General features: G+C 67.6%; 19 protein-coding genes, 1 tRNA gene and 1 pseudogene. 6 read left to right on the top strand and 15 right to left on the bottom strand.

Going from position 1 to position 17,205, the window contains the following annotated elements:
* Positions 1-288 precede the first annotated feature (288 nt).
* Together ACZ42P_RS07760 and ACZ42P_RS07755 are read left to right on the top strand one after the other, a co-directional pair.
* Positions 289-1,110 (top strand): mechanosensitive ion channel family protein, encoded by an 822-nt coding sequence (locus ACZ42P_RS07760; RefSeq protein ID WP_464899384.1) that lies wholly within the window; start codon positions 289-291, stop codon positions 1,108-1,110.
* 27 nt (positions 1,111-1,137) lie between these two features.
* Positions 1,138-1,740 carry a sigma-70 family RNA polymerase sigma factor gene (locus ACZ42P_RS07755; RefSeq protein ID WP_464896982.1) on the top strand — a complete coding sequence of 201 codons (603 nt, stop codon included), beginning with the start codon at positions 1,138-1,140 and terminating at the stop codon, positions 1,738-1,740.
* Here the strand turns inward: ACZ42P_RS07755 and ACZ42P_RS07750 are convergent.
* The 3 genes from ACZ42P_RS07750 to ACZ42P_RS07740 are packed head-to-tail and all read right to left on the bottom strand — an operon-like array spanning position 1,688 to position 3,994.
* Positions 1,688-2,317: an NADPH-dependent F420 reductase gene (locus tag ACZ42P_RS07750; protein WP_464896981.1), complete on the bottom strand. Its 630-nt coding sequence runs from the start codon at positions 2,315-2,317 to the stop codon at positions 1,688-1,690. The two genes, ACZ42P_RS07755 and ACZ42P_RS07750, sit on opposite strands and share 53 nt — an antisense overlap.
* Before the next feature lie 28 nt (positions 2,318-2,345).
* Positions 2,346-3,209, bottom strand: a complete 864-nt coding sequence (locus tag ACZ42P_RS07745; RefSeq protein WP_464896980.1) for an SDR family oxidoreductase — start codon at positions 3,207-3,209, stop codon at positions 2,346-2,348.
* Between the two features lie 14 nt (positions 3,210-3,223).
* Positions 3,224-3,994, bottom strand: a complete 771-nt coding sequence (locus ACZ42P_RS07740; RefSeq protein WP_464896979.1) for a type 1 glutamine amidotransferase domain-containing protein — start codon at positions 3,992-3,994, stop codon at positions 3,224-3,226.
* A gap of 102 nt (positions 3,995-4,096) precedes the next feature.
* On the opposite strand from ACZ42P_RS07740, the gene ACZ42P_RS07735 reads away from it, so the two are divergent.
* On the top strand, positions 4,097-4,993 hold the full coding sequence (locus ACZ42P_RS07735; protein ID WP_464896978.1) for a LysR family transcriptional regulator: 897 nt from the start codon (positions 4,097-4,099) through the stop codon (positions 4,991-4,993).
* A 271-nt stretch (positions 4,994-5,264) separates the two neighbouring features.
* Here ACZ42P_RS07735 and ACZ42P_RS07730 read toward each other — a convergent pair.
* Both ACZ42P_RS07730 and trmB read right to left on the bottom strand, forming a co-directional pair.
* Positions 5,265-5,340: transfer RNA gene (locus tag ACZ42P_RS07730), tRNA-Phe, on the bottom strand.
* A 124-nt stretch (positions 5,341-5,464) separates the two neighbouring features.
* Positions 5,465-6,136 (bottom strand): annotated as a pseudogene (gene trmB / locus ACZ42P_RS07725) (tRNA (guanosine(46)-N7)-methyltransferase TrmB); the annotation flags it as partial.
* A gap of 113 nt (positions 6,137-6,249) precedes the next feature.
* Between trmB and ACZ42P_RS07720 the strand changes: the two are divergent.
* From ACZ42P_RS07720 to ACZ42P_RS07710, 3 genes are all read left to right on the top strand, one after another.
* The gene (locus ACZ42P_RS07720) at positions 6,250-8,913 is read left to right on the top strand and encodes a putative bifunctional diguanylate cyclase/phosphodiesterase (protein WP_464896977.1); all 2,664 of its coding nucleotides are present in this window, start codon (positions 6,250-6,252) and stop codon (positions 8,911-8,913) included.
* 104 nt (positions 8,914-9,017) lie between these two features.
* A complete protein-coding gene (gene ubiA, locus ACZ42P_RS07715; protein WP_464899383.1) occupies positions 9,018-9,842 on the top strand; it encodes a 4-hydroxybenzoate octaprenyltransferase in 825 nt (274 codons plus the stop codon).
* 1 nt (position 9,843) lies between these two features.
* Positions 9,844-10,353: an NUDIX domain-containing protein gene (locus ACZ42P_RS07710; RefSeq protein WP_464896976.1), complete on the top strand. Its 510-nt coding sequence runs from the start codon at positions 9,844-9,846 to the stop codon at positions 10,351-10,353.
* 114 nt (positions 10,354-10,467) lie between these two features.
* Here ACZ42P_RS07710 and ACZ42P_RS07705 read toward each other — a convergent pair whose 3' ends face one another.
* The 10 genes from ACZ42P_RS07705 to ACZ42P_RS07660 are packed head-to-tail and all read right to left on the bottom strand — an operon-like array spanning position 10,468 to position 17,123.
* Positions 10,468-11,112: an LON peptidase substrate-binding domain-containing protein gene (locus tag ACZ42P_RS07705; RefSeq protein WP_464896975.1), complete on the bottom strand. Its 645-nt coding sequence runs from the start codon at positions 11,110-11,112 to the stop codon at positions 10,468-10,470.
* A gap of 1 nt (position 11,113) precedes the next feature.
* Positions 11,114-11,722, bottom strand: coding sequence for a flavin prenyltransferase UbiX (locus ACZ42P_RS07700; protein WP_464896974.1), 609 nt, complete (start codon positions 11,720-11,722; stop codon positions 11,114-11,116).
* Positions 11,719-12,186 carry a surface-adhesin E family protein gene (locus ACZ42P_RS07695; RefSeq protein WP_464896973.1) on the bottom strand — a complete coding sequence of 156 codons (468 nt, stop codon included), beginning with the start codon at positions 12,184-12,186 and terminating at the stop codon, positions 11,719-11,721. The genes ACZ42P_RS07700 and ACZ42P_RS07695 overlap by 4 nt, the downstream gene beginning before the upstream one ends.
* Complete coding sequence (locus ACZ42P_RS07690; protein ID WP_464896972.1) at positions 12,183-12,707, bottom strand: Gx transporter family protein; 525 nt, start codon at positions 12,705-12,707, stop codon at positions 12,183-12,185. The genes ACZ42P_RS07695 and ACZ42P_RS07690 overlap by 4 nt, the downstream gene beginning before the upstream one ends.
* A gap of 5 nt (positions 12,708-12,712) precedes the next feature.
* On the bottom strand, positions 12,713-13,087 hold the full coding sequence (locus ACZ42P_RS07685; RefSeq protein WP_464896971.1) for a NusG domain II-containing protein: 375 nt from the start codon (positions 13,085-13,087) through the stop codon (positions 12,713-12,715).
* Entirely contained in the window at positions 13,087-13,923 is an 837-nt protein-coding gene (gene rapZ, locus ACZ42P_RS07680) for an RNase adapter RapZ (RefSeq protein ID WP_464896970.1), read from the bottom strand. Before rapZ ends, ACZ42P_RS07685 begins: the two co-directional genes overlap by 1 nt.
* On the bottom strand, positions 13,923-14,879 hold the full coding sequence (gene hprK, locus ACZ42P_RS07675; RefSeq protein WP_464896969.1) for an HPr(Ser) kinase/phosphatase: 957 nt from the start codon (positions 14,877-14,879) through the stop codon (positions 13,923-13,925). The genes rapZ and hprK overlap by 1 nt, the downstream gene beginning before the upstream one ends.
* Positions 14,866-15,327: a PTS sugar transporter subunit IIA gene (locus ACZ42P_RS07670; RefSeq protein WP_464896968.1), complete on the bottom strand. Its 462-nt coding sequence runs from the start codon at positions 15,325-15,327 to the stop codon at positions 14,866-14,868. Before ACZ42P_RS07670 ends, hprK begins: the two co-directional genes overlap by 14 nt.
* Positions 15,328-15,348: 21 nt before the next feature.
* The gene (gene hpf / locus ACZ42P_RS07665; protein ID WP_464896967.1) at positions 15,349-15,669 is read right to left on the bottom strand and encodes a ribosome hibernation-promoting factor, HPF/YfiA family; all 321 of its coding nucleotides are present in this window, start codon (positions 15,667-15,669) and stop codon (positions 15,349-15,351) included.
* Positions 15,670-15,683: 14 nt separating this feature from the next.
* Positions 15,684-17,123 carry an RNA polymerase factor sigma-54 gene (locus ACZ42P_RS07660; RefSeq protein ID WP_464896966.1) on the bottom strand — a complete coding sequence of 480 codons (1,440 nt, stop codon included), beginning with the start codon at positions 17,121-17,123 and terminating at the stop codon, positions 15,684-15,686.
* Positions 17,124-17,205 lie beyond the last annotated feature (82 nt).

Genomic DNA, 17,205 nt, shown 5'->3' with positions numbered 1-17,205 from the left:
AACCACTCGGAGCCCCAAACGATGGAACCCCCGACCGATCCTTTCGAAGCCCGCCTTGCGCAGAGCTTGGCACGCCCGGCGAGCGACAGCACCTCCGACATACAGCCCGTACTGCGGCGCGCCCGTCGGCGCGTGGCCGCGCGCAATGTGCTCGCGCTGATCCTGGGTCGCATCTGGCTCGCGCTGGCGCGGCTCTTGGCCCCAGCCGCGATTCGGCTACACCGCCTCTCGCAGCCAGGCTCGCGCATGTGAACCCAACTCACCGACAAGGAGACCCTCTTGGAAACGATGAACCAAGCATTCAACTGGATGACTGACCCTTTGCTGGCGCTGTATCACCGGCTGGCCTCACTCGCCCCCAATCTGGTCGGCGCGCTCGTCCTGCTCCTTGCGGGGTATGTGCTCGGCAAAATAGCGGGCAGCGTCCTTCGCCGCGTGCTGGCTCGCATGGGCGCGGATCGACTGGCCGAGCGTTCAGGCCTGGTCGAATTCACTCGGCAATGGGGTATGGAGCGGCCGCTTTCGGCCGTTGTGGGCAGTCTCGCCTTCGCCTTCGTGCTGCTGGCTTTTGCGATTTCCGCCGCTGACAGTCTGGGATTGGAAGCTGCTGGCCAGGCCGTGGCCCAAGTGATGCTGTTCCTGCCCAAGTTCGTGGCGGCGCTGGCGGTGCTGGTGCTGGGTCTGATGGCCGCCAGTTGGCTCTCCGGCTTCGTGCGTCGTGCGGCCGACAATGCCGGAGTGGAGTACGCGCCCACGCTCGCGCGCCTGACGATGGGCGTGCTGGCGGCTTTGGTGGTGCTGATGGCGGTCGATCAGCTCGATATCCGCATCGTGCTGCTACAAGAAGTGATCGGGGTGCTGCTCGCCGCCATGGGTGTTGCCGTGGCCCTGTCGCTGGGGCTCGGCACGCGCACACTGGCCGGTGAAATCGTCGGTGGCGTCTATCTGCGCGATCTGCTCAAGGAAGGCGACCGCATCGAATGGGGCGGCAAGCACGCCACCGTACGCGAAGTGGGCACGGTCAAGACCACGCTTGTGCTGGATGACGGGCGCGAGCTGTGTGTGCCCAACTCCCGCCTGGTGCACGACGAGGTCACCATCACACGCTGAAGGCACCTTCAATTTCCGCAACCCGCCATGGACGCGACGACGCCCGACGCCGCGCTGGTAGATCGCGCGCGGCACGAGTTGCCCTACCGCACCGGCGCATTCGAGGCGCTGATGCGCCGCCATGGCGGACACATCCGCGCGCTCGCCATGCGCTTTGCCCGCAACCCGGCCGACGCCGAGGACCTGGCGCAGGAGGTGATGCTCAAGGTGTTCTTCGAATTGCCGCGGTTTCGCGGCGAGGCGGCCTTCACCACCTGGCTGTGGCGTCTGACGGCGAACCTGTGCATCGACCATCAGCGGCGCGTGGATACCGCTCCAACGCTCGAAGCGACGGACGAGACACTGCACGCCGTCGCCGACCCGCGCGACCCGATTGCTGCCGTCGATGCGCGGCTCGATGCCGACCGGCTGCTCAAGGTGCTGCCTGCCGAGGACCGCATGATCGTGCTGCTGCGGCTGCTGTTGGGATTGGAGTTCGGCGAGATCGCGCAAGTCATGGCGCTGGGGCTGTCGGCCACCAAGATGCGCTACAGCCGCGCCATCGCGCGCTTGCGCGAGTCCGCCGATGCAGTCGAGCTTATCCCCGCCGCAACATGGCAAACGCAAACCGACGCCCATGGCCCTGCTTGATCGCCAGGTGGATCCACGTCATGGCAAACGGCTCCAGGTAGCGCGCCGCCATCAGCGGGCCCATGTCCACCGCCTCGAACCCGATCAGCGTCGCCAGCGCCATGGCGCGCTGCCGCGCTTCCTCATCGTCGCCACAGACCGGCATCATCGGCATGCTCTGCGGATAGCGGCTGTCGGCCATGTTCTCGGCGCCGGTGGTGTTGAAGGCCTTGACCACGCGCGCCCCGCGGGCGAGCTTGGCCAGCTCTTCCGCCCCCGAGGTGGTGGTGCCCACCAAAAGACCTGAGAGCCCGGGCGCGAGCGGGTTGGTGGCGTCGATGAGTATCTTGCCCTGCCAGTCGGGCACGCTTTGCGCGATGGCCGCTAAGGCGGCATAGGGCACCGCCAGGATCACGGTGTCGCTCGCGGCGATGGCCTCGGCGGTGGTGGTGACGCGGGCATTGTCGCCCAGCGCGGCCACCGCATCCCTGTACTTGGCCGGCTCGGGAACGCCATAGACGACCGTCTCGCCACGCTGGGTGAACGCCTGCCCCAGCGCCATGCCGACATTGCCGGCGCCGATGATGGAAATGCTCATGGTGATGGGCTCCTGTGTCTTCGAAGAATCATTGCCAGACATGGCGATGCTCGGCCACGAAATCGGCCCAGGCGGTCGCGGGTCGTCCGAGCAAACGCGGCACGTCGTCCGTCACCTCGGCCACCCAGCCGGCGGCGATGATGCGGTTCAGGCTTGACATCGCCTGCACCAGCGGCTCGGGCATTCCGGCCTGGCGCATGCCCTCCACCGCCTGCTCTTCGCTGATCGCCACCATCTGAATCGGTCGGCCGATGTGTCGGGCAATCACCGCCAGCGCTTCGGCGTTGGTGAGTGCCTGCGGCCCGGTGAGCGTGTAGGCCTTGCCCGCGTGCGCCTGTGGCTCGCGCAGGATGCGGTCGGCCACCGCGGCGATGTCGCGCGCATCGATGAACGGCACGCGGCCCTCGCCGTGCGAGGAATACACCGGGCCGCTGCGAATCATCTCGCGCAAAAAGGTGGTGAAGTTCTGCATGAAGTTCTTCGGCCGCAGCAGCGTGTAGGCGATGCCGGAGTCGATGACGATCTGATCGCAGCGGCCTTGCAGGCGGGCGATGGCGATGTCGGATTGGGGATCGGCGCCCGCACCCGAGACGCGCACGATGTGCTGCACGCCCGCAGCCTGTGCGGCCGTAACGGCATTGGCGGTCATCGCCTCCATCTCGGGATGCGCGGGCGTGAGCAGGAACAGGCGCTCGATGCCCTGCATCGCCGCTTGCGCGGACACGGCATCGAGCAGGTTCAACGCGCGACCCGGAGCGCCGGCCACGGACTGACCCGATGGCGATGCCGCGATCACCGATAGGGAGAGCTGCGTCGTTTGCAAGCGTTCGACCAAAGCGTGACCGATGTTGCCAGTGGCACCGCTGACAAGAATGGTGGGAGTGTCTTTCACGTTGTGATCCTCCCTCAACGTCCCAGCGCCTCGACCACCAGCCGTGCGGTCTCCTCGCCGGAGAAGTTCTGCTGCCCGGTGATCAAGTTGCCGTCGCGCACCGCAAAGCTGCGCCACAGGCCGGCCTGCACGTAATTGGCGCCGATCTCGCGCATCCGGTCTTCGATGCGCCAGGGCATGACGTGCTTGTCGCGCGGCAGCAGGCCGTAGCTCCACACCGCGTTGTCGGCGAAGTCCTCCTCGCAGTTGGCAAAGCCGGTGACGGTCTTGCCCTTGGCGATGTATTCGCCTTGGCTGTCCTTCGCGTAGGCCAGCACGGCCACGCCGTGGCACAGCGCGGCGGCGACCTTGCCAGCCTCGTAGAACTCGACGAACTTCTTGTGGAGGTCGGTCGCCTGCGGGAAGGTGAACATCGGCGCCTGGCCACCTGCGACGAGGATGGCATCGAAGCGAGCCACGTCGATCTCGGCTACTTTCTTCGTGTCGTCCACCAGGGCCTTGAGTTCGGGCGTGTGGATGAAGCCTCGGCTGATCAGGTCGGTCTTGCTGTAGCCGCTGGCGTCGTTCGGATCGCTCATCGCGTCGGCTTCGCACTTGCCGCCGGCCGGGCTGAACACCTCGACCTCGTAGCCTGCCTCGGTGAACACGTAGTAAGGGTGCGTCAGCTCGCTCCACCAGAAACCCACCGGCCAGCCGGTGGTGGTGGAGATAGCGGGGTTGGCGATCACGATGGCCACGCGCTTTTTGGCGGCGGCGTTCAGCACATTGGGGTCTTTCAGGCTCATCTCGGGCTCCAGGGTCTATCGACGATGGTCTGCAGTTTGAGACTTGCCGCAAATCGGAAAAATACCTTCTAATGAGACTTTCTGTCGCCTTCTAGGTTAACAATGGAACTCGCAACCCTCCGCGCCTTCGTCAAGGTGGTGCAGACCGGCAGCTTCACGCGTGCGGCCGATGCACTAAACACCCAGAAGGCTTACCTCTCGCGCGTAGTGAGCCAGTTGGAGAAAGAGCTGGGTGTGAGGCTGCTGGAGCGCACCACGCGGTCGCTGTCATTGACCGAGATCGGGCGCGAGTTCTTCGAGCGTGCCGTGGGCATCCTGGCCTCGGTCGAGGATGCCGAGCGCGCCGTACAGAAGGCGCAGGGCGAGCCGCGCGGCGTGCTCAAACTCACCTGCGGCGTGGAGTTCGGGATGATTGCGGTGAGTGACTGGATCAGCGACTACCTCGCGCGCTACCCGCAGGTGCGGGTCGATGCGGACTTCACGGGCCGCCTGGTGGACATCGTGCACGAGGGCTTCGATCTGGCCATCCGTGTCGGGCCACTCGCCGATTCGACGCTGACCGCACGCAAACTGGGCGAGTTGCGCTATGGCCTGTATGCCTCACCGGGCTACCTGGCCCGGCGCGCGGCCCCAGCTCAGCCAGAGGATCTTGCCGGTCATGAGGCGCTGGCGTTCTCGGGCGGCAGCCATCAGGCCACCTGGACCCTCTCGCGTGACCAACAGGTCGAACGCGTGACGGTTCAGCCTCGACTCAAGGCCAACAACGTGTTCGCGGTGCGCGATGCGGCGGTGGCGGGTCTAGGCATCGCGCAACTGCCCGTCATCGTCGCCGACGCTGCGGTTCGGGCGGGGCAGTTGCGCGGCGTGCTGACGGACTGGTCACTGCCGACCGTTCCCGTACACGCCGTATTTGCGAGTGCGAGATACCTGACACCCAAGACCAGGGCATTCATCGACTTGGCAGTAGAGCGGATGCACACCGACTCCACGCCAACCTGATGTTCTGTGAGCTGCCCCTCCAAGCACGATGGACAACCGATCGCGGCGACGCACGTGCAAGTCGTTGACGCGCAAGGCCGTCTGCGTGTGCTCCGACGAAGAAGTTGGCGCGGGTTTTGAGAGAAGAGAGAGCAAAAGAGAGTCGAACCGGGCGCGTTCTGGCGCTGATGTTGGCGACCGGCGGCACACGCAGAACGGCCCGCAGCCCCGCGTGGTGTCGCGGAACGCAGAAACGAAAACGCCCAGCCGAGAACGGCTGGGCGTGGAATGGTGGTGGCCAAGGGCGGAATCGAACCACCGACACAAGGATTTTCAGTCCTCTGCTCTACCAACTGAGCTACTTGGCCGGAAAACCGCTATCGAGACGCTGGCCGCGTCGCCTGCCGGCACCGTGTGAAGCCTGTTGAGGCCGGCGCGCAGCATCGCGGCGGGTGGAAAGCCCGACATTAGACCCGAAAAGCGCCGTTTCCGTCAAGGCGCGGTGCGTTTGCGGAACAGGATGTCCCACACGCCGTGTCCCAGCCTGAGGCCACGGCTCTCGAACTTGGTGACGGGGCGCCAGGGGGGGCGGGGGGCGAAGCCGTCGGCGGTGTTTTCCAGGCGCGGCTCGGCCGAGAGCACGGCGAGGATCTGTTCCGCGTAGGGTTGCCAGTCGGTGGCCACGTGCAGGTAGCCGCCCGGCTTGAGACGGTCGGTCACCAGGGCCACGAAGGGGGGCTGGATCAGGCGCCGCTTGTGGTGGCGCTTCTTGGGCCAGGGATCGGGGAAGAAGATGTGCACGCCATCGAGGCTTTCCGGCGGGATCATGTGGGCCAGCACCTCCACCGCGTCGTGGGGGATGATGCGCAGGTTGCCAAGCCCTTTCTCGTGGATCTGCCTGAGCAGGCTGCCAATGCCCGGCGGGTGCACTTCCACGCCCAGGAAATCCTGTTCCGGATGGGCAGCGGCAATGGCGGCGGTGGTCTCGCCCATGCCGAAGCCGATTTCCAAAATGCGCGGGGCCGTGCGTCCGAAGACGGCATCCAGGTCCAGGGGCTCGGGCCGGTAGGGCAGGCCATAGACCGGCAGCAGGGTGTCCAGGGCGCGGCGCTGGGCGCGCGAGACGCGGCCGGCGCGCAGCACGAAACTGCGGATGGGGCGGTGAGGGCGGTCGGACACGGGTGGGCACCAAAAACCGCGCATTTTACTGCAGCCAGGGCTCAAGAAATGGCCGCGTCTGCCGCTATAGACCGCTCAGCCTTGTTAGCCGCGGCACGATGTTCTTCCACTCCGCCCAGGAACGACGCATCACCCTCAGCGCAGCCCTAGTGCTCGCGCTGCTGGCGGCCCTCACGGGCGTGGCCAGCTGGTGGCTCACCCGCAGCCAGACGGAAGCCTGGGTGGCACGCACGCTGCAGCTCACCCTGGCCAGTCACGTGGCGCTGGTGGAGCGGGAGGTGCGCGACCACGAGGGGGTGGTCGCGGACCTGGCCCAGGACCCGGCGGTCAGGCGTGCCCTGGCCCGCCTTTTGCGCGCCCCTGACAATGGGGAGGCTCTGGGCGCCCTGCGCCGCGCGCTGGCGGCGGTACGCGGCGGCGAAGCCTACGGCCTCCATTTCACTGACCCCGCGGGCCGGTCCCTGGCCCGGTTCGGCCTCCCCGCCGCAGACTCGCCCGTGACCCTGCCCGTGCGCGGGACGCTGCCCACCTGGCTCGAATGGGCGGAGGGCCCCAGGCTCACCAGCCGGGTGGACCTCGCCGACGCCCGGGTCCCAGGCACGATCCTGGGAACGCTCACCGTGAGCCGCCCGGCGCCCGTTCTGGCCGGGCTCACCACGGGCTACCGGGGCCTCGGGCAGACCGGCGAGTTCGCCCTGTGCGCGGCCAGAGGGCCGGACCGCATGGACTGCCTGCCCCTGCGGCTGATGCCGCGGCCGCTGCCGGCTCTGCCGCTTCATGCGGATGGCCAGCCGCTGCCCATGGCGCGCGCGCTGGCGGGGGAGGCGGGCTTCGTCTTCGCGCGCGATTACCGTCGCCAGCAGGTGGCGGCCGCCTTCGCCCCGGTGGGCACCACGGGCCTGGGAGCGGTGCTCAAGGCCGACACGGCGGAGCTGTTCGCCCCCGGACGCCTGCTGTACTGGCTGCCCCTGGTGCTGGGCCTGGTGCTATTGGGGGCGCTCCTGTTGCGCTGGCAGGTGCTGCCGCTGGTGCGTCAGGTGCTGGTTTCGGAACGGCGCGCGCGGGCCATGGGGGCGTCCCTCGCCGAGAGCGAGGCGCGCAGCCGGGCGGTGCTTGACAGCGTGGACCAGGGCATCCTGGTGGTGAATGGCCGGGGCGAGGTGGAGACCTACAACTTCGCGGCCCAGCGCATGTTTGGCCATGCCCCGGAGGCGGTCCTGGGCCGCAGCGTGAACCAGCTCATACCCCATGTGTGCAGCGAGCATGGCGCCTGTTTCGAGCGTCTGGTGGAAAGCGGCGATGCCACGCTCACCGGCACCGGGCGCGAAATGACGGGCCTGCGCCGGGACGGCTCGCCCTTTCCCCTGGAGATTCGCGTCAGCCGCCTGACTTGTCCGCGCCAGACCCTGTACGTCGCGGCGGTGCGCGACATTTCCGAGCGCAAGGCGCAGGAAGCGCGCATGTTGCATCTGGCCCACCACGACCCCCTCACCGGTCTGGCCAACCGCACCCTGCTGCAGGACCGGCTGCAGCAGGCCATCCTGCGGGCCGCGCGCGCCGGTGACCACGTGGGCGTGCTGTTCATGGACCTGGACCATTTCAAGACCATCAACGATTCCCTCGGCCATCAGGTGGGGGACCGGCTCCTCAAGATCGTGGCAAACCGCATTGCCGGCTGCCTGCGCGAAGGGGACACGGTGGCGCGCCAGGGCGGCGACGAGTTCATCGTGGTGCTGCCAGCGGTGACCCGCTTCGAGGACGTGGGCATGGTGGCGAGCAAGATCCTCGCGGCGGTCTCCGCGCCCTACCACATCGACGGGCAGGAGCTGCACACGGGCGCGAGCATCGGCGTGGCGGTGTATCCCGAGGACGGTCAGGACGTGGACACCCTGCTGCGCCATGCCGACACCGCCATGTATTACGCCAAGGGCACCGGGCGCAGCAATTACCAGTTCTTCGCGCCCGAGATGAACCGCGCCGCGCGGGAACGTCTGCAGCTCGAGACCAGCCTGCGCCATGCCCTGGACAGGCGGGAGTTCAGCCTGGAATTCCAGCCCATCGTCGCCCTCGGGGACAACCGGGCACGCGGGGTCGAGGCCCTGCTGCGCTGGCGGCCGGCGCGCGGGCCGGTGGCGCCGGACCGCTTCATTCCCGTGGCGGAGGAGACCGGACTCATCGTGCCCATCGGCGAATGGGTGCTCCGGGAAGCCTGCGCCCAGTTGAAGAGCTGGCAGGCCCGGGGGTGCGCCCTGTCGCGGGTGGTGGTGAACCTCTCGGCGCGCCAGTTCGCCCACCGCAATCTGGTGTCCGTGGTGCGCCGGGCCCTGGACGAGGCCGAGCTGGCCCCGGAACACCTGGGACTGGAAATCACGGAAAGCCTGCTCATGGCCAACCCCATGGAGGCGATCCGGGTCCTCACGGTGCTGTCCGATATGGGCATCCAGATTTCCCTGGACGATTTCGGCACCGGCTATTCCAGCCTGAGTTACCTCAAGCGTTTCCCCATCCACAAGATCAAGATCGACCGCAGCTTCGTGCGTGACCTCGCCACCGATCCCGAGGATGCGGCCATCGTGACCGCCATCATCGCCATGGCCCACAGCCTGGATTGCAGCGTGGTGGCGGAAGGGGTGGAAACGTCGGAGCAGCTCACCTTCCTGCGCCAACGCGGCTGCGACGAATACCAGGGCTATTACTTCAGCCGGCCCCTGCCGGGGGCGCAGCTGGTGGAGTGGCTGCAGGCAGCCTGCGGCGCCGGTTGACCCCGCGGGCAGGGCCGGTTTATAAGAACGGGTTCGACCAGCCCGAGCCAAAACCCGTGAACACCGTCACCCTGGCCGAGCGCCTCACCCAGTACGAGCGGCTGATGCGGCTCGACAAGCCCATTGGCATTCTGCTTCTGCTCTGGCCCACGCTGTGGGGCCTGTGGTTTTCCTCGGGCGGGCGGCCCGACCCCCTGGTGCTGGGGATCTTCCTGCTGGGCACCGTGCTCATGCGTTCCGCGGGCTGCGTCATCAACGATTACGCCGACCGCGCCATCGACCCCCACGTGGCGCGCACCCGCGACCGGCCCCTGGCGGCGCAACGGGTCAGCCCGCGGGAGGCCCTGTGGCTGGCCGCCGGGCTGGCCCTGGCCGCTTTCCTGCTGATCCTCCCCCTCAACCGTCTCACCTGGGTCCTGTCCGTGCCCGCGGTCCTGCTGGCGGCGAGTTATCCCTGGACCAAGCGTTTCCTCGCCGTGCCCCAGGCCTATCTGGGCATCGCCTTCGGTTTCGGCATTCCCATGGCCTTTGCCGCCCACACCGCCAGCGTGCCGCCCATCGCCTGGCTGCTGCTCTTGGCCAATGTGTTCTGGTCCATCGCCTACGACACGGAATACGCCATGGTGGACCGGGACGACGATGTCAAGCTGGGCATCAAGACCTCGGCCATCACCTTCGGACGTTTCGACGTCGCCGCCGTGATGATCTGCTACGCGACCATGCTGGGCCTGCTCGCCTATGCCGGCCACCTGCTGGACAGGGGACCGGTCTACTACGCGGGACTCGGGGTCGCAGGTGCCATCGCCCTCTACCACTACCGCCTCATCCGCGACCGCACCCGCGAAGGCTGTTTCCGCGCCTTTCTCCACAACAACTGGCTGGGCGCGTCAGTGTTCGCGGGCATCGCCCTGGACTACCTCCTGCGCTGACATGCCGCGCAAACCCGACATCGCTGCGGTTCTCGAGGAATTCGCCCAGGGGCTGCCGCGGCTGCCCGGCGGGCGGGTGGATTATTCGTCGGCGCGCCGGGTGCCGGTGCTGGTGTGCTTCGTGGAAGCCGGCGGGAAAATCCTGCTCCTCAAGCGCAGCAGCAAGGTGCGCAGCTATCCGGGCAAGTGGGGTGCGGTGGCGGGCTGCATCGACCGCGACCTGCCCCTCGAGGAACTTGCCCGCGCCGAACTCAGGGCGGAGCTGGGGCTGCCGGCCGGGAGCGTGGCGAGTCTCGCCCTGGGCGAACCCTACGAATACACGGACCCCATGCTCGCCCGGACCTGGTGCATCTATCCCCTCCTTGCCCGGCTTTCCGGCAGGCCGCGTATCGAGATCGACTGGGAGCACACGGATTTCGAGTGGATCGAGCCCCAACGGCTGGCCGAGTACGACACCGTGCCCATGCTGGAGGAAAGCCTGCGCCGCGCCATCCGCGCGGCCATTGCCTGACGGGGCCGACACGCCAAGCGCCTGCCCCCCCCGGCGGGCAGGTCTGGAGAAAACGCTGCACCCAGGCGGCCGCCTGCGTGTCCTTTGCGGGTCGGCTTTCCGGTGGGCCGGCTTTCAGCTCGCCAGTCCCTGCTGGCCCAGGAAGCGGTGCAGGATTTCCAGCCGCACGCGGCTGTCGTTCATTTCCAGCATGTTCTGTTTGGCGCTCAGTTTGAGGGGCAGCACCTCGGCCAGACGATAACCCAGCCACACTGCGTCCTCGTAGGCGAAGGGTGGCTGGAAGCGTTCCTCCCCCACATGCTGAATGATGGCGCGCAGCACCCCGGCACAGGCCGCGTGTTCCGCCGGCAGCGCCAGGGGCGGTTCCACCGGCAGCAGCCGCGCCCGCGCCACCACCAGCCCGTCGGCCTCGGCGTGGCTTTCCAGCACCTGGAAGCGCTGGCCCCCCAGCACCGTGAGGTTGAGCACGCCCAGCGCCTGCATGTCCCAGTCGGTGATGCGCGCCGTGGTGCCCACCGCATGGGGCGTGGCCGGCTGACCCACTTCGGCGCCCTCGCGAATGAGACACACACCGAAGGGCCGGTCGGTCTGGAGGCAGGCCTTGGCCATGTCCATGTAGCGTGGCTCGAACACCCGCAGCCGCAAAAGGCCCCCCGGAAACAGCACGGTGTGCAGGGGAAACAGGGGCAGCTCGAAGGGGGTGCCCTGGGCCGATTCCTGCAGATAGTCCACGATGCGGTCGCGCAGTCTGCGCAGCATGTCAGGTCTCGCGCTCGCCCCAGCGCGGCATGAGCTGGTGCGGCACCGCGAGCTGATCCAGCACGCGCGCGACGACGAAATCCACGAGATCCTGCACGGTTTGGGGATGGTGATAAAAGCCGGGATTGGCAGGGAGTATAACGACACCGAGACGGGCGAGCTTGAGCATGTTTTCCAGATGCAGCGCGGAGAAGGGGGTCTCCCGCGGCACCAGCACGAGTCTGCGTCCTTCCTTGATCACCACGTCTGCGGCGCGCTCGATGAGATTGTCGGACAGGCCGGCGGCGATGGCCGCCAGCGTGCCCATGGTGCAGGGGCAGACCACCATGGCGTCCGGCGGATTGGAGCCGGAGGCCACCGGCGCAAACCACTCTTCCCGCCCGAATACCGCGAGCTGCCCGGGCTGGGGGCCGAAACGCTCCGTCAGGAAGCGTTCCAGGTCCTGGGCCCGCGCCGGCAGGGCGAGACCCAGTTCCTGTTTGGCGGTGACGTGGGCCACCTGGGAGGCAAGGAGCTGCACGCGGCAGCCTGCGGCGAGCAGGCATTCCAGCAGGCGCAGGCCATAGGCCATGCCGGAAGCCCCGGTGAGGGCGAGGGTGATGGTCTTCATGGCGTGAGCTCCTGCAGCGGCGCCTCCTGTTCCTGCCCGGGGGCGGTGTCCTGTTTGCGTGCGGCCTCCTGTTCCCGTCTGCGTGCGACCAGGGCACACAGATGGTGTTCGAAGGCATCGCCCAGGGTATCCGGAATGATGGGCGTGCCGTCCTTCTCCGCTTCCGGCACGTATTCCAGCACGGTGCCGTCGGCCGCGTGGTAGAGATAGCTGATCAGACGCAGGGTGTGCTGACCGCAGTGGATGCGCTCGCGCATCAGGGCCCACGCGGCGGGCTGGCCCTTGATGAGCGGCGGCTGACGGAACACGACCTTTTTCCAGTAGGTGATCTCCTCACCCTGGATCACCAGCTTGCTGCGGTCGTAGAAATACTGGTCCTCGCCGCGAATGGGGAGGCGCACCCAGTCGGCGGCCCAGGCGGGCAGCGCAGCCGCCAGGCCGGCAAGGAGCCCCAGCCACCTCATGCCGGCGCGGTCCGCCCAGGCAGGCGCTCCAGGAGGTGGGCGGCGGCCAGACCATTCACCGTGCCGAACACCAGCGCCGCGCCCGCGAACAGGGGTGTCAGCGCCAACAGCCCGGCATGGGGAATGAGCCACAGATACACCACCGCGAGCTGGGCGGCCACGTGGGCCAGCGCCGCCACCACGCTGTGGGTGACGGGACCGAACCAGGCGGTGGGCAGCCCCCGTGTGGCCGCGAGCGCCACCAGCGCGGCCAGCGCACCGGCCAGGCTCAGCACGAAACCGGGGGAGAGGAAGGTGCCCAGCAGCATGCCGCCGGCCACCACCCGCAACAGCGACACCCAGGCGGCCACCCGCCAGCCGAAGCGCTCGAGCACTACCAGCGTGACGATGTTGGCCAGGCCCGGCTTGACCCCGGGCAGGGGCGAGGGAACCGCGTTCTCGGCCAGGGTGAGTCCCAGGGCCAGTCCGGCCAGCCAGGCAATGCGCCGGTCTTCCTCGGTGACGGGCAGGGTGAGGCGCATGGCGGCTAATAGGTGAGGGAATCGAAGCGCCGCGTCGCACCGGCGAGCTCCACGCTCACCTGGTTGGGCAGGCAGAAGGCGGCATCGCCGGCGCGGCTCAGCCAACCCTGCTTCACGCAGTATTGGCGCGGCCCCGGGTCGGCCGCCACGCGCGCGCGTCCCGGCTCGATCTCGATCACGCTCACGCCCAGCGGACCCCGGGCCAGGATCCGGCGCGGAGTGTCGAGCCCCACTTCCGCCACCACCTGCCCGCCGGCACGCACGATGGCGCGCCGGGGCACGTCGCCAGGCAGGGCGGTCGCGGCGAGCCCCGCCACCAGCAGGATTCCCGCTGCCAGGGTGAGCCCATCCCCCGGACGCAGGTGGGCCAGCACCTTCATCAGGCCAGCCCCCGGTGGCGCACCAGCACCTGGTAGTCATTGCGGAAGCGCTCCGCCAGCCGTTCCGCGAAATACACGGAACGATGCTGGCCGCCGGTGCAGCCGATGGCCACGGTGAGATAGGCGCGGTTGTCGCGCACGAAGGCCGGCAGCCATTTCTCGATGAAATAGCGGATGTCGGCCAGCATGCCGATGGCGGCCTCCTGCTGCTCGAGGAATTCGATCACGGGCGCATCCAGCCCCGTCAGGGGGCGCAGGCGGGGATCGTAGTAGGGGTTGGGCACGCAGCGCACGTCGAACACGAAATCCGCATCCAGCGGCAGGCCGTGCTTGAAGCCGAAGGATTCGAACAGGAGGGTGATGCGGGAGCGGTCCAGCGCCAGGAAATCCTTCACCCAGTTGCGCAGGGTGTTGGGCGAAAGTTCGCTGGTGTCGATGTGATGGCCCAGCTCGCCGATTTCCGCCAGCGCCTCCCGCTCGGCTTCCACGCATTCCGGCAGGGTGCGCCTGCCGTCCGAGAGGGGATGGCGGCGGCGGGTCTCACTGTAGCGCTTGACCAGGGTTTCGGTGTTCGCCTCCAGGAACAGCACGCGCACGTCGATGCCCTGGTGGCGCAGGGTGCGCACCTGCTGCGGCAGCTCGGACAGCGTGTGGCCGGTGCGGGCATCGACGCTGATGGCCACCTGGCTGCGGCCTTCCTCGTTGAGCAGCTCGATGAGGGACGGCAAAAACTCCACCGGCAGGTTGTCCACGCAGTAATAGCCGGCGTCTTCCAGCACGTTGAGGACGATGCTCTTGCCCGAGCCGGACAGACCGCTGACCAGGATCACCTGCATCAGCGTTCCTCCTCATCGTCTCCCGCGCGCAGGAAGCGGTCGTGGCGTTCCAGGAACTGCTGGCTGCTGTCGATGCCGCGCAGCTGCAGGATGTGGCTGCGCACCGCCACTTCCACCAGCACCGCGATGTTGCGCCCGGCCGCCACCGGCAGGCGCGCCTTGGGGATCGCCACGCCCAGGATCTCCTGCACTTCCTGCTGCATCTGCAGCCGGTCATAGCCTGCGGTGTGGATGTCCTGCGGCTGTTCCAGGTGGACGATGAAACGCAGCGTCTTTTTCGGTTTCACCGCCACTTCGCCGAACAGGGCGCGGATGTTGAGGATGCCCAGTCCGCGCACCTCGATGAAGTCCTGCAGCAGCGAGGGACAGCGGCCTTCCAGGGTATCCGGCGAGGTCTGGTAGATCTCCACCACGTCGTCGGCGATCAGGCGATGGCCGCGGCTGATGAGTTCCAGCGCCAGCTCGCTCTTGCCGATGGCCGATTCGCCCGTGATGAGCACGCCGATGCCCATCACTTCCATGAACACGCCGTGCAGCGTGACGAACTCCGCCAGCACCTTGGCCAGATAGTGCTGCAAAAGCTGCATCAGGCGCGGGCTTTCCTGGGGGGTGGTGAACAGCGGCGTTTCCGTGCGGTTGGCGGCATCCAGCAGGGGCTGGGGCACGGCGATGCCGTTGGCCACGATCACCGCCGCGAGTTCGGTGGAAAACAGGTTGTCGATGGCCTGCCTGAGGCCCGCCTCGTCCAGCCGGGCGAGATAGTCCATTTCCGCGCAACCCAGCACCTGCACCCGGTTGGGGTGCACGAAGTTGAGATGGCCGATCAGGGCGAGCGAAGGCTTGGAAACGGTTTCGCTGGTGAGCACGCGGTCGCCGCCGGTCATGCCCGCCACCCAGGCGAGCTGCAGCTTGGCGCGCATGTCCTCGAACAGCCGTGTGACACTAATCTGGGGCATGGGGGTGGGTGAACAGGTGATGGATGGCGACGGGATCGGTGAGCCGGGCGAGCCGGTCGCGAAAAGCCGGGTCCCCGAGCAGACTCGCCAGTTCCGAGAGGATTTGCAGGTGCAGCTCGGTGGCCTGCTCGGGCACCAGGAGCACGAACACCAGGTTCACGGGCAGCCCGTCGGGGGCGCCGAAGGGGATGGGGTCGCGCGGCCGCACGAAGCAGCCGGCGGCCCGCTTCAGGCCCTTGATGCGGCCATGGGGGATGGCCACGCCCTGCCCCAGACCGGTGGAACCCAGCTTCTCCCGGGCGAGCAGGCTGGCGGTGATGGTTTTGGCGGGAACCTGCAGGGTCTCGGCAAGACGCCGCCCCACTTCCTCGTAGAGGGCCTCCTTGCTCGCGGCGGGAACGTCCAGCAGGATGCGTTCCGGGGCGAGCAGTTCGGGCAGCAGGCTCATGGCCGGGGTGGCCGGGACAGGCTATTCCGCGGCCTGGCGCTTGAGCGCCTCGCGGCCGTGTCCGCCGTTCTTCTCCTTGTGCTTGAGCACCTGGCGGTCGAGCTTGTCGGCGAGGGCGTCGATGGCGGCATACATGTCCGCGTCCTGGCTTTCGGCGAAGAGATCGCGGCCGCTCACGTGGATGGTGGCTTCCGCCTTCTGGACCAGCTTTTCCACGGACAGGATCACGTTCACGTCGATCACGTGGTCGAAGTGGCGCGTGATGCGTTCCAGCTTGCTTTTGACGTAGTCGCGAATCGCGGGGGTGACATCCACGTGATGACCGGTGACGGTGAGATTCATGATGGGCGCTCCTGTTAGAAGGACTTGCGAAGACTGACCGGCGGAATCTGCAGCGATTCGCGATACTTGGCAATGGTCCGGCGCGCCACGATGATGCCCTGCTTGGACAGGATGTCGGCGATCTGGGCATCGGACAGGGGGTGCCTGCGGTCCTCCGCGGCCACCAGCTGCCTGATCAGCGCGCGGATGGCGGTGGCGGAACAGGCGCCGCCCGACTCGGTGGCGACGTGGCTGCCGAAGAAATACTTGAGCTCGAAGATGCCCCGCGGCGTGAGCATGTATTTCTGCGTGGTGACGCGCGACACGGTGGATTCGTGCAAACCCACCGCCTCGGCGATCTCGCGCAGCACCAGCGGCCGCATGGCCACGTCGCCGTGTTCCAGGAAATGGCGCTGGCGGTCCACGATGGCCTGGGAGACGCGCAGGATGGTGTCGAAGCGCTGCTGCACGTTCCGGATCAGCCAGCGCGCTTCCTGCAGCTGGCCGGCGAGTTCCTTGCTGGCCCCGTTGCGGCTGCGGCGCAGGATGTCGGCATAGACCCGGTTGATGCGCAGTCTGGGCATCGCCTCCGGATTGAGACGCACCACCCAGCGGCCCTTGATCTTGCGCACCTCCACGTCATGCACCACGTAGCGGGTCTCGTCGCGGCCGAAGGCCGCGCCCGGGCGCGGATTGAGGTGAGTGATCAGCTCGTGCGCCTCGCGCAGCGCCTCATCCGAACATTGCAGCAGTTTCTTCAGCCTGTTGAAATCGCGCGCCGCCAGCAGGTCCAGGTGTTCCCGCACGATGGTGAGGGCAAGGCTTCGGGCCGGCTCCGGCGCCTCGCCCTTCTCCAGCTGCAGGGCCAGGCATTCCGACAGATCGCGCGCGCCCACCCCCACCGGGTCCATGTTCTGCAGGTGCTTGAGGGCGGCGGTGAGCTCCAGCGGATCCACCTCCAGCTCCGGCGGCAGCATCTCTGCGATCTCGTTCAGGGGCTGCTTGAGATAGCCGTCCTCGTCCAGGGCGTCGATGAGCAGGGCGATCAGGCTTCTGTCCCGCTCCGAGACGGTGAGCAGGTTGAGCTGCCACAGCAGATGTTCACGCAGGGTCTCCGCGCCGGCGGCCAACTGGGGGAAATCGCCTTCCTCGTCCTCGCCGCGGGGACCGGTGGGAATATCCTGGTCCCACAGGCTTTCCGGCGCCTCGCTGATTTCCGGCTCACGCTCGGTCTCGCCGGCGGTCTCGTCGGCGGCGGGCGTGGGCAGCGTGGTCGCGAAGCCCTCGGGGAGCGGGGCGCCTCCTTCCTCCTCGCCTTCCAGGTCGTAGCGCTCCAGCAGGGGGTTTTCCTGCAGGATGGCTTCCAGTTCCTGATTGAGCTCCAGCGTGGAGAGCTGCAGCAGACGAATGGACTGCTGCAGTTGCGGCGTGAGCGTCAGCTGCTGGGAAAGCTTGAGCTGCAGACTGTGTTTCATAGGGGACTGGCCCGGCTCCGTGCCGAATGCGTAGTCGGCTGGCCGCCGACCGGACTGCTCCGCGCGGGCGCCGCCTGCGGGG

This window comes from Thiobacter subterraneus (assembly GCF_055379455.1).
The sequence above is the reverse complement of the archived record's forward strand: the minus strand, read 5'-3'. Positions and strand labels throughout refer to the sequence as shown.

Excerpts from the sequence above, each read along its gene's own strand:
- ACZ42P_RS07755 (WP_464896982.1), top strand. The coding sequence starts at position 1,138 with ATGGACGCGACGACGCCCGACGCCGCGCTGGTAGATCGCGCGCGGCAC.
- ACZ42P_RS07710 (WP_464896976.1), top strand. The coding sequence starts at position 9,844 with ATGCCGCGCAAACCCGACATCGCTGCGGTTCTCGAGGAATTCGCCCAG.
- ACZ42P_RS07720 (WP_464896977.1), top strand. The coding sequence starts at position 6,250 with ATGTTCTTCCACTCCGCCCAGGAACGACGCATCACCCTCAGCGCAGCC.
- ACZ42P_RS07670 (WP_464896968.1), bottom strand. The coding sequence starts at position 15,327 with ATGAGCCTGCTGCCCGAACTGCTCGCCCCGGAACGCATCCTGCTGGAC.
- ubiA (WP_464899383.1), top strand. The coding sequence starts at position 9,018 with ATGCGGCTCGACAAGCCCATTGGCATTCTGCTTCTGCTCTGGCCCACG.
- ACZ42P_RS07695 (WP_464896973.1), bottom strand. The coding sequence starts at position 12,186 with ATGAGGTGGCTGGGGCTCCTTGCCGGCCTGGCGGCTGCGCTGCCCGCC.
- ACZ42P_RS07660 (WP_464896966.1), bottom strand. The coding sequence starts at position 17,123 with ATGAAACACAGTCTGCAGCTCAAGCTTTCCCAGCAGCTGACGCTCACG.
- ACZ42P_RS07700 (WP_464896974.1), bottom strand. The coding sequence starts at position 11,722 with ATGAAGACCATCACCCTCGCCCTCACCGGGGCTTCCGGCATGGCCTAT.
- hpf (WP_464896967.1), bottom strand. The coding sequence starts at position 15,669 with ATGAATCTCACCGTCACCGGTCATCACGTGGATGTCACCCCCGCGATT.
- ACZ42P_RS07735 (WP_464896978.1), top strand. The coding sequence starts at position 4,097 with ATGGAACTCGCAACCCTCCGCGCCTTCGTCAAGGTGGTGCAGACCGGC.
- ACZ42P_RS07705 (WP_464896975.1), bottom strand. The coding sequence starts at position 11,112 with ATGCTGCGCAGACTGCGCGACCGCATCGTGGACTATCTGCAGGAATCG.
- rapZ (WP_464896970.1), bottom strand. The coding sequence starts at position 13,923 with ATGCAGGTGATCCTGGTCAGCGGTCTGTCCGGCTCGGGCAAGAGCATC.
- ACZ42P_RS07690 (WP_464896972.1), bottom strand. The coding sequence starts at position 12,707 with ATGCGCCTCACCCTGCCCGTCACCGAGGAAGACCGGCGCATTGCCTGG.
- ACZ42P_RS07740 (WP_464896979.1), bottom strand. The coding sequence starts at position 3,994 with ATGAGCCTGAAAGACCCCAATGTGCTGAACGCCGCCGCCAAAAAGCGC.
- ACZ42P_RS07685 (WP_464896971.1), bottom strand. The coding sequence starts at position 13,087 with ATGAAGGTGCTGGCCCACCTGCGTCCGGGGGATGGGCTCACCCTGGCA.
- ACZ42P_RS07760 (WP_464899384.1), top strand. The coding sequence starts at position 289 with ATGAACCAAGCATTCAACTGGATGACTGACCCTTTGCTGGCGCTGTAT.
- ACZ42P_RS07750 (WP_464896981.1), bottom strand. The coding sequence starts at position 2,317 with ATGAGCATTTCCATCATCGGCGCCGGCAATGTCGGCATGGCGCTGGGG.
- hprK (WP_464896969.1), bottom strand. The coding sequence starts at position 14,879 with ATGCCCCAGATTAGTGTCACACGGCTGTTCGAGGACATGCGCGCCAAG.